Raw genomic sequence first — 18,993 nt, forward strand, 5'->3', positions numbered from 1 at the left:
CGTGCACCACGTACAGGGAACTGTCCTACAACCGATGCCGGTTACCGCCGCCGCAACGCCAGATCACCGTCGGCGACACCGGCCGAAATACGCGTGGCGAGGCGGTCCAGAGCCTCCAACTGCCTGCGTACGTCGGCTCGCAACCGTTCCGTCTCCGTAAGGATGGCCTCCAGTTCGGTGATCTCCTCAGGGGGCAGTTGCGGCAAGTCCAACTCGCGGACGCTGACTCGCCGTACGAGCGAGCCGCTGCCGCGATGCTGGTTGCGCGGGGCCTGGATCAGATGTGCCAGCGAGTGCGGACGCATCCACAGGGCATCCGGGCGGATGGGCTCGCCCTTGGCCACCGTCACCAGGTACTCGCGGTACGAAGCGATCCGTAGTCCCTGAACAGGCGACAGCAGCACGCAACCGCCCGCTTCATCCACCCGGCACCGCACCCCGTGCTCGGCCAGCACGATGACATCGCCCCGTTCGGTGATCTTGGCGGCGGAGTATGCCGCGAGCGTCTCCAGGTCGATCCGCCGTTGACCGATCGGCAACTCGCCCAGCATCTCCTCGCGGCCGATGACCGGAAGGCCGGAGTCCGAGATGCCGGAGTCCTTGATGCGGTGTCCGTTGAACGACTTTAGCTGGCCTGCGGTGAGGGGCTCGTCCAGCTTCCGGTGGCGTACCGGCGCGGGCCGTTTGGCGATGGCCATGGCACCGAGCCAGTCCCGGAGCCGGGGCATGGCCGCGGCGGCAGCCCGGCGTGCGGTGAGTGTCTCCTCGAAGTGGTCAACCCGCTTCTCAGGAGCCGCCAGCCGGTGGGCGGGCAGGATGGAGCGGTTGTCGAGCAGTTGCTCACTGCCCACGCCAGATGCCCGTACTGGGACATCTCGTGCGTCCTGGAGATCAGGAGCGCCGCCTGTCGGCTGTTGGTCATCCGAATCGGGGGGGAGGTCGATGCGCGTCATCCGCACCACCTCATCGATCCACTTCTCGCCATCCGGCCCGCCCTCGCGCTGAGCGATCCGGTCGGCGTCGACGAGGCGTACCGGTTCGGGGTCGGGGGACGGTGGGCGTAGCACCAGGAGCCCGTACTCGGCACCCGTACGGAAGGGGTGGATGCGGCGAGGGAGCTGGATGACCGCCTCCACGCAGCCGCGTTCGAGCAGTGCCTGGCGCGCGCTGATCGTAGGCGTACGCACCGACGCTGGACCTGTTCCGCTCGTGCGTGTCAGCGTCCAGGTCGGGACGACGACGTACGCGCGGCCTCCGGGTTCGAGTCGGCGAACGGCTTCCTCGGCCCACCACAGCGGCCCTTCGGCGTCCCGTTCGCGCTCGCCGGACACGTACGGCGGATCGGCCAGAACGATATCGGCGCGTGAGAAGGCGTAGGGCTCGGCTGGTACCTGGCCCCAGGCACGCGGGGCGTCGAGCTCGGACGGAGAGGCGCAGACGTCGATGGTGCCTGCCTCGTAGCTCATCAGCCGGTACTGCAGCAGCCTGCGCAGCAACGGGTCAGGCTCGACGGCCACGAGCTCACCGTGACCCCGAAGATCCTCGTACGGCCCGCCGCCCATCCCGAGAAGCAGCTCCCCGAGCCCCGCACACAGGCTGATCGCCGAACGCTGCCTTTCACCACCCTCATTGGGGCCGATCAGCGCGGCCACCAGCGCGACGACTCCTCGCGGAGTGACGTCCATGACGAGGTCAGACTCGAGTCGCCTGGCGATCTCCAGGCCCTCGTCGTCCAGGCCGAGCAGTGCGTCGGCGGCCCACCCGGGTGCCCCGATCTCGTCCATGAGTTCGTGCGAGGCGCGTACGACATCGGGATCGGCCGCCTCGTATTCGGCGAGCAGGTTCTCCGGGAGGTACTCCGTGATCCAGCCCTTGCCTTCAGCCGACATGGCGATGACGGCGAGTGCTTGGGAGATGACCGTCTCCGCCGAACCCAGGCGGTGCTTGAGCGCGACAAGACCGCGCAGCCGCAGGGCTCGGCGGAACCGGTCTCCGTAGGTGGGCAGCCTGCCGTTGTCGTCGGGTTCGGCATCCGGGACGGCACGCAGGTCGAGCCAGTCCGCGATCTCCGCCGCGTCGAAGAGCGGCTTGCTCTCGCTGCCCGCGCCTGGAATCGGGTCAGGGAAGGGACGACGCGAGTCGTTGGCGCCGCGCAGGACCTCCCGGGAGTGCCGCCGTCGCCAGTTGCTGACCGTGGGGCGGCCCACCCCGGCGAGTTCCTTGATCTCGCCGAGCGAGACGGGAGCGTACGACTGTGTCGCCACCTCCGCCTCAGGAGTCGGCGGTCTCTCCCAGGACATGAACGTGGGCTTCGAGCGAGGCATCATGGCCTCACAGTCTGACCGGCTCGGCGCCGGTCAGTACGAGCGGCTTCCGAGCGAGTACCTCGGGGATCTGGCTGAACTGCCGGTGCAGCGTGGCCTTCTCGGGCGACACGTACTCCATGAGCTGGAGCAGTGTCTCGAAGTCCTTCTCCAGGTGGCGGTGACAGATGCGCTCGTGATGGCCGATGCGGTTCCGCAAGCGGCGTACGTGGTCCAGCTGCTGCTGGAGGGCGCCGCGCCTGCCTCGATAACCCCGGAAAGCGTGACGCAGTGCGGGGTTCCAGAACTGCATCTCGTAGTTCTGGCCACGGCCCGTCAAACCCACCCAGAAGCCGAGCGTGAGCTTGGCGACCATGTCACCGGGAGTGACGCCCGCCCCGAGCTCCTGCTGGAGGGCCAACCTGGCGCTGCGCACCTGCTGAAGCCCCTTGCTGGTCAGCTGGACGCGAGGGGAGTCCCACCAGTCGGCACGGCTGTAGCGCCCGGCCAGCCTGGCGTGGAAGGAGTTGCGCATCGCGACCTCGAAGTCGCGCAGTGCGCTGAGGAACGCGCGTGACGCCTCTCCGTCCCAGTAGTACAGGCGCAGAGCGACCAAGGGGTCGCCACCGCACTCGTCGAGAAAGGGCTGGAACCTCTCGGCCGAGATCGCGTCCACGATCCGTTTGGCCTCTTCCTCCGTCACCACTGCCGCCCCCTGAATGAAAGATTCCGTGTTACCTTCGGAGACGTGCGCCCCGGAGTACTGTCACTGCTTTGCACACAGCCCGGGGCACAGCTCTGTCAGGCCCCTGGTCGCGCCCCGAGGGCGCGCCGGAACCAGTCTCCGTGATGGCCTGACCGCAACACCACTTTCAACGTCCACCACACGCTACGCTCTTCTCTTCATCTTGTCTATGAGTTACTGAGAAGCGGGCTTCTCAGTAATAGCGTGTCCATGTGAAGCTTCACTCTTGTGGTGCCGTGCGTGCGACTCAGTGATGGAAGCCGGTAGCCGCCCCCTTGTCCCGCGTCAGTGGACGTGACTGCTGTCGCAGTTCGGGCAGCAGTCGGCCCAGGTCCTCCACGAACAGCTCGGCGAGGTCGGACGAGAACCCGTTGCGGCACACCACCCGCAGCACGGACAGGTCCTCACGGTTCTCGGGGAAGGTGTACGCGGGCAGCAGCCAGCCACGCTCCCGCATACGCCGCGACACGTCGAAGACGTCGTACGCGGTGATGTCCGGAGCCGTTGTGAAGGCGAACACCGGCAGCTCGTCGCCCCGGGTGAGGAGACGGAAGTCGCCGAGCGCCTCGACCCGCTCGGCGAGTCCCAGGGCGACGTCCCGCGTCGTCCGCTGGACGGCCCGGTAGCCCTCGCGTCCCAGCCGCAGGAACGTGTAGTACTGCGCCACGACCTGCGCCCCCGGCCGGGAGAAGTTGAGCGCGAAGGTCGGCATGTCACCGCCCAGGTAGTTCACCCGGAAGACCAGCTCCTCCGGCAGCTCGGCGGCCGAGCGCCACAGCGCCCAGCCGACGCCCGGGTAGACCAGGCCGTACTTGTGCCCCGAGGTGTTGATGGAGGAGACGCGCGGCAGCCGGAAGTCCCAGACCAGGTCCTCGTCGAGGAAGGGGGCGACCATCGCGCCGGACGCGCCGTCGACGTGGACGGGGATGTCCAGACCCGTGCGCGACTGCAACTCGTCCAGGGCTGCGCAGAGTTCGGCGATCGGCTCGTACGATCCGTCGAAGGTGGAGCCGAGGATGCCGACGACGCCGATGGTGTTCTCGTCGCACAGCTCGGCGGCGGCCTGCGGGTCGAGGTGGAACCGGTCGCCCTCCATGGGCACCAGGCGCGGCTCGACCTCCCAGAAGTTGCAAAACTTGTCCCAGCAGACCTGGACGTTGACGCCCATGACGAGATTGGGGCGGGCCCCCGGATAGCGGTCGGCGTTGCGCTTGGTCCAGCGCCGCTTGAGCGCCATGCCCGCGAGCATGCACGCCTCGCTGGACCCCGTCGTCGAACATCCCACGGCGGCGGACGGATCCGGCGCGTTCCACAGATCGGCGAGCATCGCCACACACCGCCGCTCCAGCTCGGCCGTGCGCGGGTACTCGTCCTTGTCGATCATGTTCTTGTCGCTGCACTCGGCCATCAGCACCCCGGCCTGGGGTTCCATCCAGGTGGTGACGAAGGTGGCGAGGTTGAGGCGGGAGTTGCCGTCCAGCATCAGCTCGTCGTGCACCAGCTGATACGCGGTGGAGGGCGGCAGCGGCCCGTCCGGCAGCCGGTGCTGGGGCGGGGCCTCGGTCATGCCGCCGACCGGATTCGCCTCCCCGTAGAAGGGGTTGACGGTCGCGGGGCGTTTGTCGGGCTGCTCGGGGCCTTTGTGCAGCGGCATGTGTCCTCCGGTCGGTGAGGTCGGGCCTCCATGGTGGGCCACCAGCCCGTCATAAGCGGGTAAAACCGGCATGGCACCCGGTGGATTCGGGTCCGGTCGACCTGGCCGGTGGATTCCGGCTTGCACCTCACGTGACGTGAGGCCTCAGCCTGAGACGCGTACGGAGAAGGAGGGAGCGGAGACGATGAGCTACTCCGTGGGACAGGTCGCCGGTTTCGCCGGGGTGACGGTGCGGACGCTGCACCACTACGACGGGATCGGGCTGCTCGTGCCGAGCGAGCGCAGCCACGCGGGCCACCGGCGCTACGGCGACGAGGACCTCGACCGGCTGCAGCAGATCCTGTTCTACCGGGAGCTCGGCTTCCCCCTCGACGAGGTCGCGGCCCTGCTCGACGACCCGGAGACGGACCCGCGCGCACACCTGCGCCGCCAGCACGAGCTGCTGACCGCCCGGATCGAGAAGCTGCAGAAGATGGCCGCGGCCGTGGAGCACGCCATGGAGGCACGCACGATGGGCATCAACCTCACACCCGAGGAGAAGTTCGAGGTCTTCGGAGACAAGGACCCCGAGGAACACGCGGAGGAGGCCGAGCGCCGCTGGGGCGGCACGGAGGCGTACGCGGAGTCGCAGCGCCGCGCCGCCCGCTACACCAAGGACGACTGGAAGCGCATCCAGGCCGAGGTCGCCTCCTGGGGCGAGCGCTACGACGCCCTCATGGAGGCCGGAGAGCCCGCCACGGGGGAGCGGGCCATGGACATGGCCGAGGAACACCGGCGGCACATGGGCCAGTGGTTCTACGACTGCTCGTACGAGATGCACCGGTGCCTCGGCGAGATGTACGTGTCGGACGAGCGGTTCAAGGAGTTCTACGACTCCATGCGCCCGGGGCTCGCCGAGCACCTCAGGGACGCGATCACGGCGAACGCGGCACGGCACGAGGCCTGACGGCGGGCGGTTACGAGGTCGTACGGGGTAAGGGGCGTCCGCAATAGCGGACGCCCCTTACCCCGTACCGCCGCCCTACTCCTTGACCATCACCACGGCCGTGCCGTACGCGCACACCTCCGTCCCGACGTCCGAGGCCTCGGTCACGTCGAAGCGGAACGCCAGCACACCGTTGGCGCCTCGCGCGCGTGCCTGCTCGACGAGCCGTTCCATCGCCTGGTTGCGGGTCTCCACCAGCGTCTTGGTGAGGCCCTTGAGCTCGCCGCCGATCATCGACTTCAGACCGGCCCCGATCTGGCTGCCCAGGTGCCTGGAGCGCACGGTCAGTCCGAAGACCTCACCGATGACCTGTTCGACCCGGTAGCCGGGCACGTCGTTCGTCGTCACGACCAGTACGTCGGGCTGGGGTCCCTGACCGCCGCCGTATTCTTCGATTCCCATGGCTCACAGCTTTGTCCCAGTCGGGGCACAGTGCATCCTGTAGGAGTCGGTGGAACCTGGTCACGTCATGCTGCGTTGATAACTTTGGTCGGCCACACCCTCGGCTGCCGCATATCCACCACCCTTCAGGAGTCCGGAATCGTGACGACGACGCTTGCCATCGGCCCAAGCTGGTTGGATCCGGACTACCTTCTCGACTCGTTCGGCATCTGGGGCCTGCTCCTGATCGTCTTCGCCGAGTCCGGCCTGCTCATCGGCTTCTTCCTGCCGGGTGACTCCCTGCTGTTCACGGCGGGGCTGCTGATCACGTCGAACCAGCTGGACTTCCCGCTTTGGGCCGCCGTCGTCCTGATCTGCATCGCCGCGATCGTCGGCGACCAGGTGGGCTACATGTTCGGCAAGAAGGTGGGGCCGTCGCTCTTCACCCGGCCGGACTCGCGCCTCTTCAAACAGGAGAACGTGGTCAAGGCCCACGAGTTCTTCGAGAAGCACGGCCCCAAGTCCCTGGTCCTGGCCCGCTTCGTGCCCATCGTGCGTACGTTCACGCCGATCATCGCCGGTGTCAGCGGCATGAAGTACCGCTCGTTCCTGATCTTCAACGTGGTCGGCGGCATCCTCTGGGGCGCGGGCGTCACCCTGCTCGGCTCCTGGCTCGGCCAGATCGACTTCGTGAAGAAGAACATCGAGCCGATCCTGCTCCTGATCGTCCTCATCTCGGTGGTCCCGATCATCATCGAGTTCATGCGGGCCCGCGGTAAGTCCAAGAAGAACCCGCCGCAGCAGCCCCCGGCGCCCCAGGTCATGGACGACCGGACGACCCAGCTCCGCCGCATCCCCCCGACCCACGAGAACGGCCAGGACGACTACTACGGCAACGGCAACGGCAACGGCCACAACAACGGCCAGAACCAGCAGTACCAACAGCAGCCCTACGCCCCGGACCAGGGCTACGACCAGAACTACGGCGGCTACCCCCAGGGCCAGGACCAGTACGCCCAGCAGTACCCCCAGGGCCAGAACCAGGGCTACCCCCAGAACCAGCAGCAGTACCCGCAGGCCCCGTACCCCCAGGACCAGAACCAGGGCCAGCAGTACCCCCAGGACCAGGGCTACCCGTACGGCCAGAACTACCCGCAGAACTGACGAACGCGGCTCAACCGGAACGCGCCCACAAGCCCACCCGCGCCTCAGAACCCGCGGGTGCGCTTCGCAGCTCTCCGTGCCCCCGCGGAAGCGCCGGGCAACCGCAGGAACAACCGGGAAATCTCGGACCCCAGATTCACCCCGATAGCGATGGCCATCGCAAGGGCAGCCGCCTTCGTCAGCGACACCAGCCCCTCGTCGACATCGTTCTGAGCGATCGCCAGCAGCCCGAAATACGTGGCCGAACCTGGCAGCAGGGGCCCGATCGCCGCGGTGGTGTAAGGCAGCGCCGAAGCGAACCGGTACCGCGACAGCAGCTGCCCGAACAGCCCCACGAGCCCGGCCGCCGCGGCCGTGGAGGCGACGGGCGAGATCTCGCCCACGTAGTGCATGGCCCCGTACACGCTCCACGCCACGCCTCCGTTGAGCGTCACGATCAGCACGGTGGAACGTTCCTGCTGGAGCAGCACAGCGAAGCAGAGCGTCAGGAGCATCGATGCGGCGATCTGCCACCCCGGCCGGTTGGAGGACTGCAGGGCCGCGTCCGGATTGAGCTCGGCGCCGAACTTCACGCCGAAGTACAGGATCACGAGGACGCCGATGACGATGCCGACGTAGAAGTACATGACTTCCAGCAGCCGGGCCGCCGCGGTGATGTAGTAGCCGGTCAGCCCGTCCTGCACGCCCGCCACCAGCGCCCGCCCGGGCAGCAGCGCGAACAGCCCACCGGTGATGACCGCGGACGCGCGCACGTCGACGTGCGCGATCGTGAGGGCGGCCCCCATCGCGGCGGCCGGCGTCGCGGCCACCGTGAACTGGTAGAACTCCGGCAGCCCGCGCCCCGCGCACAGCCACGCCAGCCGGTCGCCGAGCATCGCGCCCACGGCCGCCGCGACGAACACGATCAGGTCACCGCCGACGAGCACGGAGGCCGCGCCCGCGAGGCCTCCGGTGGCCATGGTCAGCAGCCAGCCGTTGTACGGGTGCCGGTTGCGGCGGATCTCCGCGAGCCGCCGGTAGGACTCCTCCAGGGAGACCTCGGTCTCGTCGTCGCTGATGTCGTCGACGAGCTGGTAGACGGCCGCCAGACGCGTGTAGTCGGTGCCCCGGCGCCGTACGGTCCGCGAGGCGGTCACCGGATCGTCGACCAGCGACGGCTGGTACGAGATGGACAGCAGCGTGAAGGTGACGCCCGGCTCGCAGCGGTCGAGGCCGTACGAGCGGCAGACGGCGAACATCGCCGCCTCCACGTCCTCGGCGCCCTCGCCGCCCGCGAGCAGCAACTCGCCGATACGCAGGGTCAGGTCGAGCACGCGCGGGACGGCCGGACCCTCGTCCTCCGTCTTCTGCACGGCCTCGGGCACGGGCCGCTCGGCGACGGGCATGCGCAGCATCGTGCGCATCCGGTCCTGCCAGGGAACGTTCTGGGTGGTGAGATCGACCCGCGGTATGCCGGTCGGCGGGGTGAAGGCCGCCGGGGCGTACTTCGAGCTGTACGTCCTCGGCGTACTGAACGCCGACCCCTCCGAGTCGGCGGCCGGCGCATGAGGGACGCCGAGCCCCTTGGGGAGCGCGAACTCCGACGTCGTCGAGGACTCCTCCTCGACCGGCGCGGGCTGCGCCACCACACCGGCGGGCGGGACGAACGCGCTCCTCGCCTCGTCCGACTGCGGTTTACGGTCTTCCGCCTCCGGCTCGGTCACCCACGACTCCTGAATCGCACATCCAGTACGCCTCAGTATGCGCACTGACAGACAAAGGGGCCGCGCGACCCCGAGGGGTCACGCGGCCCGCAGGCCACAGAGGGTCAGTGCCCGCCCTGCTCCTTGGCACGCTTGTAGGACCGCTCGATCTCGGCCTCGGCGTCCGTACGGCCCACCCAGTTGGCGCCCTCGACGGACTTGCCGGGCTCCAGGTCCTTGTAGACCTCGAAGAAGTGCTGGATCTCCAGACGGTCGAACTCCGACACGTGGTGGATGTCCCGTAGGTGCTCCACACGAGGGTCGTGCGCGGGCACGCACAGCAGCTTGTCGTCGCCGCCGGCCTCGTCCGTCATACGGAACATGCCGATCGTGCGGCACTGGATGAGACAGCCGGGGAAGGTCGGCTCGTCCAGGATGACCAGCGCGTCCAGCGGGTCGCCGTCCTCGCCGAGGGTGTTCTCGACGAAGCCGTAGTCGGCCGGGTAACTGGTCGAGGTGAAGAGACGACGGTCCAGACGGATCCGACCGGTCTCGTGGTCCACCTCGTACTTGTTCCGTGAACCCTTCGGAATCTCGATCGTGACGTCGAACTCCACCGGTGGCTCCTCCATGATCAGCACATAGTTCTGGTGGTTAAGTGTCCCTCACGCAGGTGTGTGATCGCGAAAGGGGCTGGTGGTCGTGCCAGAGCTGAAGGCTTGGCGGGCCGCGAGACCGCGTGTGGTGCGGATCGCGCGGTCCGTGAGACCGCAACTCCTGCGGGCCGTGGGAGCCGTGAAGCCGCTGGTCACGCGGCCGTCGACCGTGCAGTTCACGGCCGGCTCCGCCACCCTCGGACTCGTCGTGGCGGCCACCGTGGTCACCGCGGCCGGGCCCTGGGACTCCACCGGTCAGCGTACGGCGGAGCGCGACTGGGCCGCATCGCAGGGGCGCGCAGGTGGCGCAGATCACGGCCATGTGTCCGGTACGTCCGGAAAGGCGCCCGCGCCCGCCCCCAGCGCCGCGTCCGTGCTCACCGGACTCGGCGGCTCCGTCGGCGCCGGGCCGTCCCCCACGGAGAAGGCCCTCGCCGACGTCCTCGGTCCGCTCCTCGACAACGCCGCGCTGGGCTCCGAACGTGCGGCCGCCGTCGTCGACCTGGCCACCGGAAAGCGCCTGTACGGCAAGGGCGCGGACGACGCGCTGACCCCTGCATCCACCACGAAGATCGCCACGGCCGTCGCGGCCCTCACCGCGGCGGGCGCCGACCACCGCATCGCGACCCGTACGGTCCTCGAACCCGGCGCCCCCGACAAGCAGGAGGTCGTCCTCGTCGGCGGCGGCGACCCCACGCTGACCGCCCGCGAGGACGCGGAGGGCAACGCGAGCCTGCGCACCCTCGCCGACAAGACCGCCCGCGCCCTCAAGGACCGCAAGACCGACGAGGTGACCCTCTCGTACGACACCTCGCTGTACGAGGGCCCCGACGTCCACCCGATCGGGCTCGACAACACCAACGTCGCCCGGGTGACCGCCCTGATGGCCGACGAGGGCCGCCTCGACGACACCTCCAGCGGCACCGCGAAGCGCAGCGAGGAACCGGCGGCCGACGCGGCGAAGAAGTTCGCGGGCCTGCTGAACGACCGGGGCATCAAGACAGCGGACCCCGTCCCCGCCAAGGCGACCGACCGCGCCAAGGCTCTCGCCACGGTGAAGTCCCCGCCCCTGTCCGCCCTGGTCGAACGCATGCTCACCAACAGCGACAACGACATCGCCGAGGCCCTGGCCCGCCAGACGGCCGTCGCCGCGGACGAACCGGCGAGCTTCAAGGGCGGCGGCACCGCCATCCGCGAGCAGCTGAAGAAGCTCGGACTGCCTCTCAAGGGCGTGGAGTTCGCCGACGGCAGCGGCCTGGACCGCGCCGACAAGCTCACCGCGGACCTGCTCACCGCCCTGCTGGCCAAGGCCGCCGACCCGGCCCACCCCGAGCTGCGCGCCGCCCTCACGGGCCTCCCCGTGGCCGGTTTCACCGGCACCCTGAGCACGCGCTACGCGGGCCAGCCCGGCACCGGCCTCGTACGCGCCAAGACGGGCACCCTGACCGGCGTGCACACACTGGCGGGCACGGTCGTGGACACGGACGGCCACCTCCTGGCCTTCGCCTTCCTGACGGCATCCGACCCGCCCACAGAGCCCACAGCCACTCAGAAGGGCCTGGACGCCCTGGCGTCAACCTTGGCGACCTGCGGCTGCAACTGAGTCTGCGGGGAGGCGCCCCGTGAGGGGCGCGGGGAACTGCGCGCTCAGCCACAGCCGACCCGCACGTTTTCCACAAGAGGTACCCCTACGGTCCACTCCCTGCCCCAAGCGGCAGCGCTCACGTACGGTTGACTGCATGACGAGCATCGGTGGTGCGGAGATGGTCGACTGGAATCTCGCGGTGGCGACCGCGACCCGGCTCGTAAGGCCGGGCCCAGAAGTGAGCCGCGACGAGGCCAGGGCCGTCGTCGCCGAGCTGCGCCGGCACGCGAAGGCATCGGAGGAGCACGTCCGCGGCTTCACGCGGATGGGCGGCGACGACCTCCGGGACACCCCCATCCTCGTCGTCGACCGCCCGGGCTGGGTCCGGGCGAACGTCGCCGGGTTCCGGGAACTGCTCAAACCGCTGCTCGACAAGATGCAGGAACGTCGCGGCGGCACCCCCGGCGGAGCCGTCCTGGGCGCCGTCGGCGGCAAGGTCACCGGCGTCGAGCTGGGCATGCTGCTGTCCTTCCTGTCCTCCAGGGTCCTCGGCCAGTACGAGACGTTCGCCCCGGCCACCCGCGAACTCCCGGCCGGAGAGAACGGCGGCGGACGCCTCCTCCTGGTCGCGCCGAACATCGTGCACGTGGAGCGCGAACTCGACGTCCAGCCCCACGACTTCCGGCTCTGGGTCTGCCTCCACGAGGAGACCCACCGCACGCAGTTCACGGCCGTGCCCTGGCTGCGTGACCACCTGGAGGGCGAAATCCAGTCTTTCTTGGGGGAGACCGAGGTCGACCCCATGACCGTCCTGGAGCGCGTCCGCGAGGCCGCCCAGTCCCTCGCGGGCGGGCGTCCCGAGGGTGAGGAGGGCGACGACCAGCGCTCCATCGTCGAGATCGTGCAGACTCCCGCCCAGCGCGAGATCCTCGGCCGGCTGACCGCCGTGATGTCCCTCCTGGAGGGACACGCCGACTTCGTGATGGACGGTGTCGGCCCCGCCGTGGTCCCGTCCGTGGCCGAGATCCGCGAGAAGTTCCAGCAGCGACGCGCCCGCGGCGCCTCCCGCCTCGACCTGGCCCTGCGCAAGCTGCTCGGCCTCGACGCCAAACTGCGCCAGTACCGCGACGGGGAGCGATTCGTACGCGCGGTCGTGGACGAGGTCGGCATGGACGGCTTCAACCGGGTGTGGACCTCGCCGAACACGCTTCCCACCAAGTCGGAGATCGCCAAACCGGCGGACTGGGTCGCGCGGGTGCACCGTAAGGCAGAGTCGTGAATTGAATCCGGCCGACGGCAGGTGAACGCCCCTCCAATCACCCGTCCGAGGGACCGTGAGCGATGGGTAGGCGTGCAATGCTCGGGGAACGGCCCGGTTCTGTCACCATCTACACACTCTGAGTGACCGAACCTCGGGCTCACCCCCCGACAATTTCATGAAGGGAACCGGACATGGGTCCCCATCCTGCGGTCGCGGCGATACGCCTGGCGGTCCGCCGCGTGCTCCATGACGTCCTCACCGATCACACGCCCTCCCCTGCCGCCACCTCCGCCTCCCCTGCCTCCCCGGGCACCTCGCACGAGCAGCCGCCCCCGCCGCTCGTGCTCGTCGCGTGCTCCGGCGGCGCCGACTCCATGGCGCTCGCCTCGGCCCTCGCCTTCGAAGCCCCCAAACTCGGCATCCGCGCCGGCGCTGTCACCGTGGACCACGGCCTGCAGCCCGGCTCCGACCTGCGCGCCGCAGAGGTGGTACTGCGCCTCAATCAACTGGGCCTGGCCCCGGTCGAGTCCGTGGCCGTCACCGTCGGCCGGGACGGCGGACCCGAGGCAGCCGCCCGCGACGCGCGCTACGGCGCACTGGACGCCGTCGCCGAGCGCCACGGCGCCGCCGCGGTCCTGCTCGGCCACACCCGCGACGACCAGGCCGAAACCGTCCTGCTCGGCCTGGCCCGAGGCTCCGGCATCCGCTCCCTGTCCGGAATGGCCGCCGTCTCCGGAGGGCCGGGAGCCGCTCGCCGCTACCGCCGCCCCTTCCTGCACCTCGACCGGCAGACCGCCCGCAAGGCCTGCATGGTCCAGTCCCTGCCCGTCTGGGACGACCCGCACAACGCGGATCCGGCGTACACCCGTTCCCGGCTGCGCCACGAGGGACTGCCTGCCCTGGAGAAGGCGCTCGGCAAGGGCGTCGTCGAGGCACTCGCCCGTACGGCCCAGCTGTCCCGTGACGACGCCGACGCGCTCGACGCGTGGGCGGGTCAGGCCGAGGCCACCGTGCGCGACGCCACGGGCCTCCTGGAGTGCGCCAAGCTGTACGCCCTGCCGCCCGCCGTGCGCCGCCGCATCCTGCGCCGCGCCGCCATCGAGGCCGGGGCGCCCGCCGGTTCGCTGTTCGCCCGGCACATCGAAGAGGTCGACCGGCTGATCACCGGCTGGCGCGGTCAGGGAGCCATCAACCTCCCGGGCAAGGTCGTCGCCCAGCGGCAGGGTGGCAGACTGGTGATTCGGCAAGGCTGAAAAAGGGTTCCCCTTCGGGGAGCGACCCGCCCCGGAGGGCAACCCCTTCGGGGAGCGGCTCCTCTTAGGGGAGGGCCGGGAAGCAGCCGGTGGGACGACCGAAAGTGATGCGGGTGGACGCGAAAGACCTGGGCACCGACCTCAAGTCGGTGCTCATCACCAAGGAAGAGATCGACGCGAAGCTGGGCGAGCTGGCCGCGAAGATCGACGCGGAGTACGCGGGCAAGGACCTGCTGATCGTCGGTGTCCTCAAGGGCGCCGTGATGGTCATGGCCGACCTGGCCCGGGCCCTGTCCACCCCCGTCACCATGGACTGGATGGCGGTGTCCTCGTACGGGGCCGGCACCCAGTCCTCCGGAGTGGTGCGGATCCTCAAGGACCTCGACACCGACATCAAGGGCAAGCACGTCCTGATCGTCGAGGACATCATCGACTCCGGGCTCACACTCTCCTGGCTGATCTCCAACCTGGGTTCCCGCGAGCCCGCGTCGCTCAAGGTGTGCACGCTGCTGCGCAAGCCGGAGGCCGCGAAGGTCGCGATCGACGTGGAGTGGGTCGGCTTCGACATTCCCAACGAGTTCGTCATCGGCTACGGCCTCGACTACGCGGAGAAGTACCGGAACCTGCCGTTCGTCGGTACGCTCGCGCCTCACGTCTACGGCGGCTGAGGCACCCTGGAGGGACGGCGTCCCACTGACAGGGGTCCAACCCCTGTAGGACGTCCGGGAACCCCAGCGGGTTTCGCGCCGTTGGAGCATGCGTAGACGGGTTTGTCAGCCGGACCGCGCAGCTTCGGGTGGCAATGCTGAGGTACCGTCCGAAGAACAGTCTTATCAAACTCACTATGGCAGGAGGGACGGGGCGGCATCGCTCCGTATGGATGGACGTGAAGCGATACTTCCGTGGGCCGGTCATGTGGATCGTGCTGGCCGTCCTTGCCGTGGTCGTGTTGATGCAGGTCGTCGGCTCGTCCGGCGGCTACAAGACGGTGGACACAGGCCAGGTCGTCCAGGCGATCAATGACAACAAGGTCCAGCAGGCCAAGCTCACCACCGGCGACGAGCAGATCATCAAGATCGAGCTCAAGGACGGTACAAAGGTCGAGGGCAGCTCGAAGATCCAGGCGAGCTACATCGGCGACCAGGGCGTGGCCCTGGCCACCACCCTCCAGGACAAGTACCAGAACAAGCAGATTCCGGACGGCTACACGGTCTCGCCGACCAAGCAGAACGCTTTCGTCGGCATCCTGCTGTCCCTGCTCCCCTTCGTCCTCATCGTCGTCGTCTTCCTGTTCCTGATGAATCAGATGCAGGGCGGCGGCTCCCGGGTCATGAACTTCGGGAAGTCCAAGGCGAAGCTCATCACCAAGGACACCCCGAAGACGACGTTCGCCGATGTGGCGGGCTCGGACGAGGCGGTCGAGGAGCTCCACGAGATCAAGGAGTTCCTCCAGGAACCGGCGAAGTTCCAGGCCGTCGGGGCGAAGATCCCCAAGGGCGTGCTCCTCTACGGGCCTCCCGGTACGGGCAAGACGCTGCTCGCGCGTGCTGTCGCGGGTGAGGCGGGCGTCCCGTTCTACTCGATCTCCGGTTCCGACTTCGTCGAGATGTTCGTCGGTGTCGGTGCCTCCCGGGTCCGTGACCTGTTCGAGCAGGCCAAGGCGAACGCCCCGGCGATCGTCTTCGTCGACGAGATCGACGCGGTCGGCCGCCATCGCGGCGCCGGCCTCGGTGGTGGTCACGACGAGCGCGAGCAGACGCTGAACCAGCTGCTCGTCGAGATGGACGGCTTCGACGTCAAGGGCGGTGTGATTCTCATCGCCGCCACGAACCGTCCGGACATCCTCGACCCGGCCCTCCTGCGCCCCGGCCGGTTCGACCGCCAGATCGCGGTCGACCGCCCGGACATGCAGGGCCGTCTGGAGATCCTCAAGGTTCACCAGAAGGGCAAGCCGGTCGCACCGGACGTCGACCTGGGCGCGGTTGCCCGGCGTACGCCGGGCTTCACGGGCGCGGACCTGTCGAACGTGCTGAACGAAGCCGCGCTGCTCACCGCGCGCAGCAACCTGAAGCTCATCGACAACGACATGCTCGACGAAGCGATCGACCGTGTGGTCGCGGGCCCGCAGAAGCGGACCCGGATCATGTCGGACAAGGAGAAGAAGATCACCGCGTACCACGAGGGCGGACACGCCCTGGTCGCGGCGGCGTCTCCGAACTCCGACCCGGTCCACAAGATCACGATCCTCTCCAGAGGCCGTGCTCTCGGCTACACGATGGTCCTGCCGGACGAGGACAGGTACTCCACGACCCGCAATGAAATGCTCGACCAGCTGGCATACATGCTGGGCGGGCGTGCGGCCGAGGAGCTCGTCTTCCACGACCCCACCACGGGTGCCGCGAACGACATCGAGAAGGCCACCGCCACGGCCCGCGCGATGGTCACGCAGTACGGCATGACCGAGCGTCTCGGCGCGATCAAGTTCGGCGGCGACAACACCGAGCCCTTCCTGGGCCGGGAGATGTCGCACCCGCGCGACTACTCGGAAGAGGTCGCCGCGCTCGTCGACGAAGAGGTCAAGAAGCTCATCGAGAACGCGCACAACGAGGCCTGGGAGATCCTGGTCGAGAACCGCGACGTCCTCGATGCGCTGGTCCTCCAGCTGCTGGAGAAGGAGACGCTGAGCAAGGAGCAGATCGCCGAGGTCTTCGCTCCCCTCATCAAGCGTCCGGCCCGCCCCGCGTGGACCGGTTCCTCCCGGCGCACGCCGTCCACCCGCCCGCCGGTGCTCTCCCCCAGGGAGCTGTCACTGACGAACGGGACGAACGGCGCCAGTCCCGCGATCACCGCGAGCAAAGCCTCCACCGAGGCGCTCCCGGTGACCGAGTCGGCCCCCGAGGACCGTTCCGAGAGCTGATCCGGGCTCGGGTGCGATACACCTCACCAGGCTCGGAACGAAATGCCGCGCCCCTCAGGTCTTAGCCTGGGGGGCGCGGCATCGTTGTATGCCCGAACATGAGACGCGTGATCCGTACGCGTCACAGGCTCAGGAACGAGGCACGAGATGACCGATCCCGTGACGCTGGACGGAGAGGGCGCGATCGGCGAGTTCGACGAGAAACGCGCCGAGAACGCCGTACGAGAACTGCTGATCGCGGTCGGTGAGGACCCGGACCGTGAGGGGCTGAGGGAGACGCCGGGGCGGGTGGCCAGGGCGTACAAGGAGATCTTCGCGGGGTTGTGGCAGACGCCCGAGGACGTCCTGACGACGACGTTCGATCTCGGCCACGACGAGATGATCCTGGTGAAGGACATCGAGGTGTTCTCGACGTGCGAACACCATCTGGTGCCGTTCCGGGGCGTCGCGCACGTCGGCTACATCCCGAGCACGAACGGCAAGATCACCGGGCTGTCCAAGCTGGCTCGGCTCGTGGACGTCTACGCCCGGCGGCCGCAGGTGCAGGAACGACTCACCACGCAGATCGCCGAATCGCTGATGGAGATCCTGGAGCCGCGTGGCGTGATCGTGGTGGTCGAGTGCGAGCACATGTGCATGTCGATGCGGGGGATCCGCAAGCCGGGGGCGAAGACCATAACGTCGGCGGTCCGGGGGCAGCTGCGGGATGCCGCCACCCGTAACGAGGCGATGAGCCTGATCATGGCTCGCTGAGCGCCACGGTCGCTTCGCGGGTGCGTTCTCCCTCTCGGGAGCGGAGCGCTTCGCGGTACGTGCGGGTTCGGTGTGGCTGGGCGCGGTTCTCCGCGCCCCTGGACAGGGCCGCGCCCCGCTCAGGTCGCGTGGGCCGTGCCGCCGTTCGTGTCGTCGTCCTCCGGGAGCTTGCAGACGCGCTCCAGGAAGAAGGCGGCCGCTATGACGGCGATGCCCGCGAGGACGGAGAAGCCGGCGTAGATGGCCTGGTCGCGGCGGGCGGGGATGTCGAGGGACTCCAGTAGGAAGACGCCCGTGCCGCCGTACATACCGGCGACGAGGGCGGCCACGAGGGCGCTGGCCTGGCCGAAAACGACCGCTCGGGCCGCCATCATCGGGTCGACGCCCTTCGCGTCGGGGCGGCGCTCGCGCTGGGCCTTGAGACGGGCCCTCAGGGAGAGCGCCGTGGCCAGCAGCACGACGGCGATCAGAGCGAGGACGATCGGGGCGGCCAGCGGGACCCGGGGGAGCGTCCCGACCGAGTTCCACAGGCGGGCACCCGCCCAGGACAGCACCCCGGCGACGAAGAACACCGCGGCCAGCGTCCTGATGCGCAGCTCTTTCACATTGCCCCTTCGATCGACCCGCCTGTGTGCGTCTCGACCTTAACGACTACTCGGGCAGCTGGAGTTCCAGGTCGGCGCGGGGCGCGACCCCTTCCCTGGGAACGTCGGCGAGCAGGTGCGCCACGGGGCCACGGCCGGGGAGCTGGGCCTCGGGCTCCACGTCGTACCAGGGCGCGAGCACGAAGGCGCGCTCGTGGGCCCGGGGGTGGGGGAGGGTCAGGACCGGGTCGTCGGAGACCACGTCCGCGTACGCCACGATGTCCACGTCGATCGTGCGGGGGCCCCAGCGCTCGTCCCGGACGCGGTGGAAGGCCTCCTCGACCGCGTGGGCGCGCTCCAGGAGCGAGGAGGGCGGGAGGGTCGTCTTCAGCACGATCACCGCGTTGAAGTACGTCGGCTGGCTGCCCGGGGCCACGCCCCACGGCTCCGTCTCGTACACCGGGGAGACCGCTTTGACGCGGACGCCGGGGGTGTCCTCCAGGGCGTCGATGGCGCCCTGGAGGGTCTCCAGACGGTTGCCGAGGTTCGAGCCGAGGGAGAGCACGGCACGCCTGGGGTTCTGCAGGGTCGTGTCGGCGGCGTCCACGCGCTCCACCACGGAGGCGGGCACCGGCTGGACGGTCGGGTCGCTCTGGCCCTCGGTGAACGCGGTCATACTCGGCTCCGGATGATGGTGACGGTCACGTCGTCGAAGGGGACCGTGATCGGGGCGTCCGGCTTGTGGACGCACACCTCGATCTCCTGGACCCCCTCGTGCTTGAGGCACACCTGGGCGATGCGCTCGGCGAGCGTCTCGATGAGGTTCACCGGCTCGCCCTCGACGACGGCCACGACCTCCTCCGCCACGATGCCGTAGTGCACGGTCTTCGTGAGGTCGTCGTCGGCCGCGGCGGGCCGGGTGTCCAGGCCCAGCGTGAGGTCCACGATGAAGGTCTGGCCCTCTTCGCGTTCCTTGGGAAAGACACCGTGGTGCCCACGGGCCCTGAGGCCGCGCAGCGCGACACGATCCACGCGAATCACTCCTGCAGTCGTCGGTAACGGCGGGCTCT

Annotated in this window: 17 protein-coding genes; 8 read left to right on the forward strand and 9 right to left on the reverse strand. The window is 69.0% G+C overall.

Annotated features, from left to right (window positions below; translation table 11 throughout):
• Positions 1 to 41: 41 nt before the first annotated feature.
• From ACH4YP_RS41635 to ACH4YP_RS41645, 3 genes are all read right to left on the reverse strand, one after another.
• The gene (locus ACH4YP_RS41635) at positions 42 to 2,327 is read right to left on the reverse strand and encodes a hypothetical protein (protein WP_398496368.1); all 2,286 of its coding nucleotides are present in this window, start codon (positions 2,325 to 2,327) and stop codon (positions 42 to 44) included.
• Positions 2,328 to 2,331: 4 nt separating this feature from the next.
• The gene (locus ACH4YP_RS41640) at positions 2,332 to 3,006 is read right to left on the reverse strand and encodes a hypothetical protein (RefSeq protein ID WP_398496370.1); all 675 of its coding nucleotides are present in this window, start codon (positions 3,004 to 3,006) and stop codon (positions 2,332 to 2,334) included.
• A 289-nt stretch (positions 3,007 to 3,295) separates the two neighbouring features.
• On the reverse strand, positions 3,296 to 4,702 hold the full coding sequence (locus tag ACH4YP_RS41645) for a glutamate decarboxylase (RefSeq protein WP_398496371.1): 1,407 nt from the start codon (positions 4,700 to 4,702) through the stop codon (positions 3,296 to 3,298).
• Positions 4,703 to 4,886: 184 nt separating this feature from the next.
• Between ACH4YP_RS41645 and ACH4YP_RS41650 the strand changes: the two genes are divergently transcribed.
• The gene (locus ACH4YP_RS41650) at positions 4,887 to 5,648 is read left to right on the forward strand and encodes a MerR family transcriptional regulator (protein WP_361050111.1); all 762 of its coding nucleotides are present in this window, start codon (positions 4,887 to 4,889) and stop codon (positions 5,646 to 5,648) included.
• A 75-nt stretch (positions 5,649 to 5,723) separates the two neighbouring features.
• Here the strand turns inward: ACH4YP_RS41650 and ACH4YP_RS41655 are convergent, their stop codons facing one another.
• Positions 5,724 to 6,089 carry a YbjQ family protein gene (locus ACH4YP_RS41655; RefSeq protein ID WP_143640388.1) on the reverse strand — a complete coding sequence of 122 codons (366 nt, stop codon included), beginning with the start codon at positions 6,087 to 6,089 and terminating at the stop codon, positions 5,724 to 5,726.
• A 141-nt stretch (positions 6,090 to 6,230) separates the two neighbouring features.
• Between ACH4YP_RS41655 and ACH4YP_RS41660 the strand changes: the two genes are divergently transcribed.
• The gene (locus tag ACH4YP_RS41660) at positions 6,231 to 7,232 is read left to right on the forward strand and encodes a VTT domain-containing protein (RefSeq protein ID WP_398496374.1); all 1,002 of its coding nucleotides are present in this window, start codon (positions 6,231 to 6,233) and stop codon (positions 7,230 to 7,232) included.
• Between the two features lie 44 nt (positions 7,233 to 7,276).
• On the opposite strand, the gene ACH4YP_RS41665 is transcribed toward ACH4YP_RS41660, so the two are convergent.
• Together ACH4YP_RS41665 and ACH4YP_RS41670 are read right to left on the reverse strand one after the other, a co-directional pair.
• Positions 7,277 to 8,935 carry a threonine/serine exporter ThrE family protein gene (locus tag ACH4YP_RS41665; RefSeq protein WP_398496376.1) on the reverse strand — a complete coding sequence of 553 codons (1,659 nt, stop codon included), beginning with the start codon at positions 8,933 to 8,935 and terminating at the stop codon, positions 7,277 to 7,279.
• Between the two features lie 104 nt (positions 8,936 to 9,039).
• On the reverse strand, positions 9,040 to 9,531 hold the full coding sequence (locus ACH4YP_RS41670; RefSeq protein WP_055610781.1) for an inorganic diphosphatase: 492 nt from the start codon (positions 9,529 to 9,531) through the stop codon (positions 9,040 to 9,042).
• Between the two features lie 79 nt (positions 9,532 to 9,610).
• Here ACH4YP_RS41670 and dacB point away from each other — a divergent pair, with 79 nt between their 5' ends.
• The 6 genes from dacB to folE all read left to right on the forward strand — a co-directional run bounded on the left by dacB (position 9,611) and on the right by folE (position 17,339).
• Positions 9,611 to 11,173, forward strand: a complete 1,563-nt coding sequence (gene dacB / locus ACH4YP_RS41675; RefSeq protein WP_398496378.1) for a D-alanyl-D-alanine carboxypeptidase/D-alanyl-D-alanine-endopeptidase — start codon at positions 9,611 to 9,613, stop codon at positions 11,171 to 11,173.
• Between the two features lie 136 nt (positions 11,174 to 11,309).
• Positions 11,310 to 12,434: a zinc-dependent metalloprotease gene (locus ACH4YP_RS41680; RefSeq protein WP_361050099.1), complete on the forward strand. Its 1,125-nt coding sequence runs from the start codon at positions 11,310 to 11,312 to the stop codon at positions 12,432 to 12,434.
• A gap of 173 nt (positions 12,435 to 12,607) precedes the next feature.
• The gene (tilS, locus tag ACH4YP_RS41685; protein ID WP_398496380.1) at positions 12,608 to 13,669 is read left to right on the forward strand and encodes a tRNA lysidine(34) synthetase TilS; all 1,062 of its coding nucleotides are present in this window, start codon (positions 12,608 to 12,610) and stop codon (positions 13,667 to 13,669) included.
• A gap of 107 nt (positions 13,670 to 13,776) precedes the next feature.
• On the forward strand, positions 13,777 to 14,337 hold the full coding sequence (gene hpt, locus ACH4YP_RS41690; RefSeq protein WP_143640508.1) for a hypoxanthine phosphoribosyltransferase: 561 nt from the start codon (positions 13,777 to 13,779) through the stop codon (positions 14,335 to 14,337).
• Positions 14,338 to 14,549: 212 nt separating this feature from the next.
• The gene (gene ftsH, locus ACH4YP_RS41695) at positions 14,550 to 16,586 is read left to right on the forward strand and encodes an ATP-dependent zinc metalloprotease FtsH (RefSeq protein ID WP_398496437.1); all 2,037 of its coding nucleotides are present in this window, start codon (positions 14,550 to 14,552) and stop codon (positions 16,584 to 16,586) included.
• 147 nt (positions 16,587 to 16,733) lie between these two features.
• Positions 16,734 to 17,339 carry a GTP cyclohydrolase I FolE gene (folE, locus tag ACH4YP_RS41700; RefSeq protein ID WP_361050093.1) on the forward strand — a complete coding sequence of 202 codons (606 nt, stop codon included), beginning with the start codon at positions 16,734 to 16,736 and terminating at the stop codon, positions 17,337 to 17,339.
• A gap of 119 nt (positions 17,340 to 17,458) precedes the next feature.
• On the opposite strand, the gene ACH4YP_RS41705 is transcribed toward folE, so the two are convergent.
• The 3 genes from ACH4YP_RS41705 to folB are packed head-to-tail and all read right to left on the reverse strand — an operon-like array spanning position 17,459 to position 18,955.
• Positions 17,459 to 17,944 (reverse strand): DUF3180 domain-containing protein, encoded by a 486-nt coding sequence (locus ACH4YP_RS41705; RefSeq protein WP_361050090.1) that lies wholly within the window; start codon positions 17,942 to 17,944, stop codon positions 17,459 to 17,461.
• A 46-nt stretch (positions 17,945 to 17,990) separates the two neighbouring features.
• The gene (gene folK, locus ACH4YP_RS41710) at positions 17,991 to 18,599 is read right to left on the reverse strand and encodes a 2-amino-4-hydroxy-6-hydroxymethyldihydropteridine diphosphokinase (protein ID WP_361050087.1); all 609 of its coding nucleotides are present in this window, start codon (positions 18,597 to 18,599) and stop codon (positions 17,991 to 17,993) included.
• Positions 18,596 to 18,955, reverse strand: a complete 360-nt coding sequence (folB, locus tag ACH4YP_RS41715; RefSeq protein WP_361050084.1) for a dihydroneopterin aldolase — start codon at positions 18,953 to 18,955, stop codon at positions 18,596 to 18,598. Before folB ends, folK begins: the two co-directional genes overlap by 4 nt.
• Positions 18,956 to 18,993 lie beyond the last annotated feature (38 nt).

The organism is Streptomyces sp. NPDC020747 (genome assembly GCF_044334695.1).
GTDB lineage: Bacteria > Actinomycetota > Actinomycetes > Streptomycetales > Streptomycetaceae > Streptomyces.

Bases quoted from the DNA above. Each gene is read 5' to 3' on its own strand.
- ACH4YP_RS41650 (WP_361050111.1), top strand. From the start codon at position 4,887: ATGAGCTACTCCGTGGGACAGGTCGCCGGTTTCGCCGGGGTGACGGTG.
- ACH4YP_RS41635 (WP_398496368.1), bottom strand. From the start codon at position 2,327: ATGATGCCTCGCTCGAAGCCCACGTTCATGTCCTGGGAGAGACCGCCG.
- folE (WP_361050093.1), top strand. From the start codon at position 16,734: ATGACCGATCCCGTGACGCTGGACGGAGAGGGCGCGATCGGCGAGTTC.
- folK (WP_361050087.1), bottom strand. From the start codon at position 18,599: ATGACCGCGTTCACCGAGGGCCAGAGCGACCCGACCGTCCAGCCGGTG.
- hpt (WP_143640508.1), top strand. From the start codon at position 13,777: ATGCGGGTGGACGCGAAAGACCTGGGCACCGACCTCAAGTCGGTGCTC.
- ACH4YP_RS41655 (WP_143640388.1), bottom strand. From the start codon at position 6,089: ATGGGAATCGAAGAATACGGCGGCGGTCAGGGACCCCAGCCCGACGTA.
- ACH4YP_RS41645 (WP_398496371.1), bottom strand. From the start codon at position 4,702: ATGCCGCTGCACAAAGGCCCCGAGCAGCCCGACAAACGCCCCGCGACC.
- tilS (WP_398496380.1), top strand. From the start codon at position 12,608: ATGGGTCCCCATCCTGCGGTCGCGGCGATACGCCTGGCGGTCCGCCGC.
- ftsH (WP_398496437.1), top strand. From the start codon at position 14,550: ATGGACGTGAAGCGATACTTCCGTGGGCCGGTCATGTGGATCGTGCTG.
- ACH4YP_RS41680 (WP_361050099.1), top strand. From the start codon at position 11,310: ATGACGAGCATCGGTGGTGCGGAGATGGTCGACTGGAATCTCGCGGTG.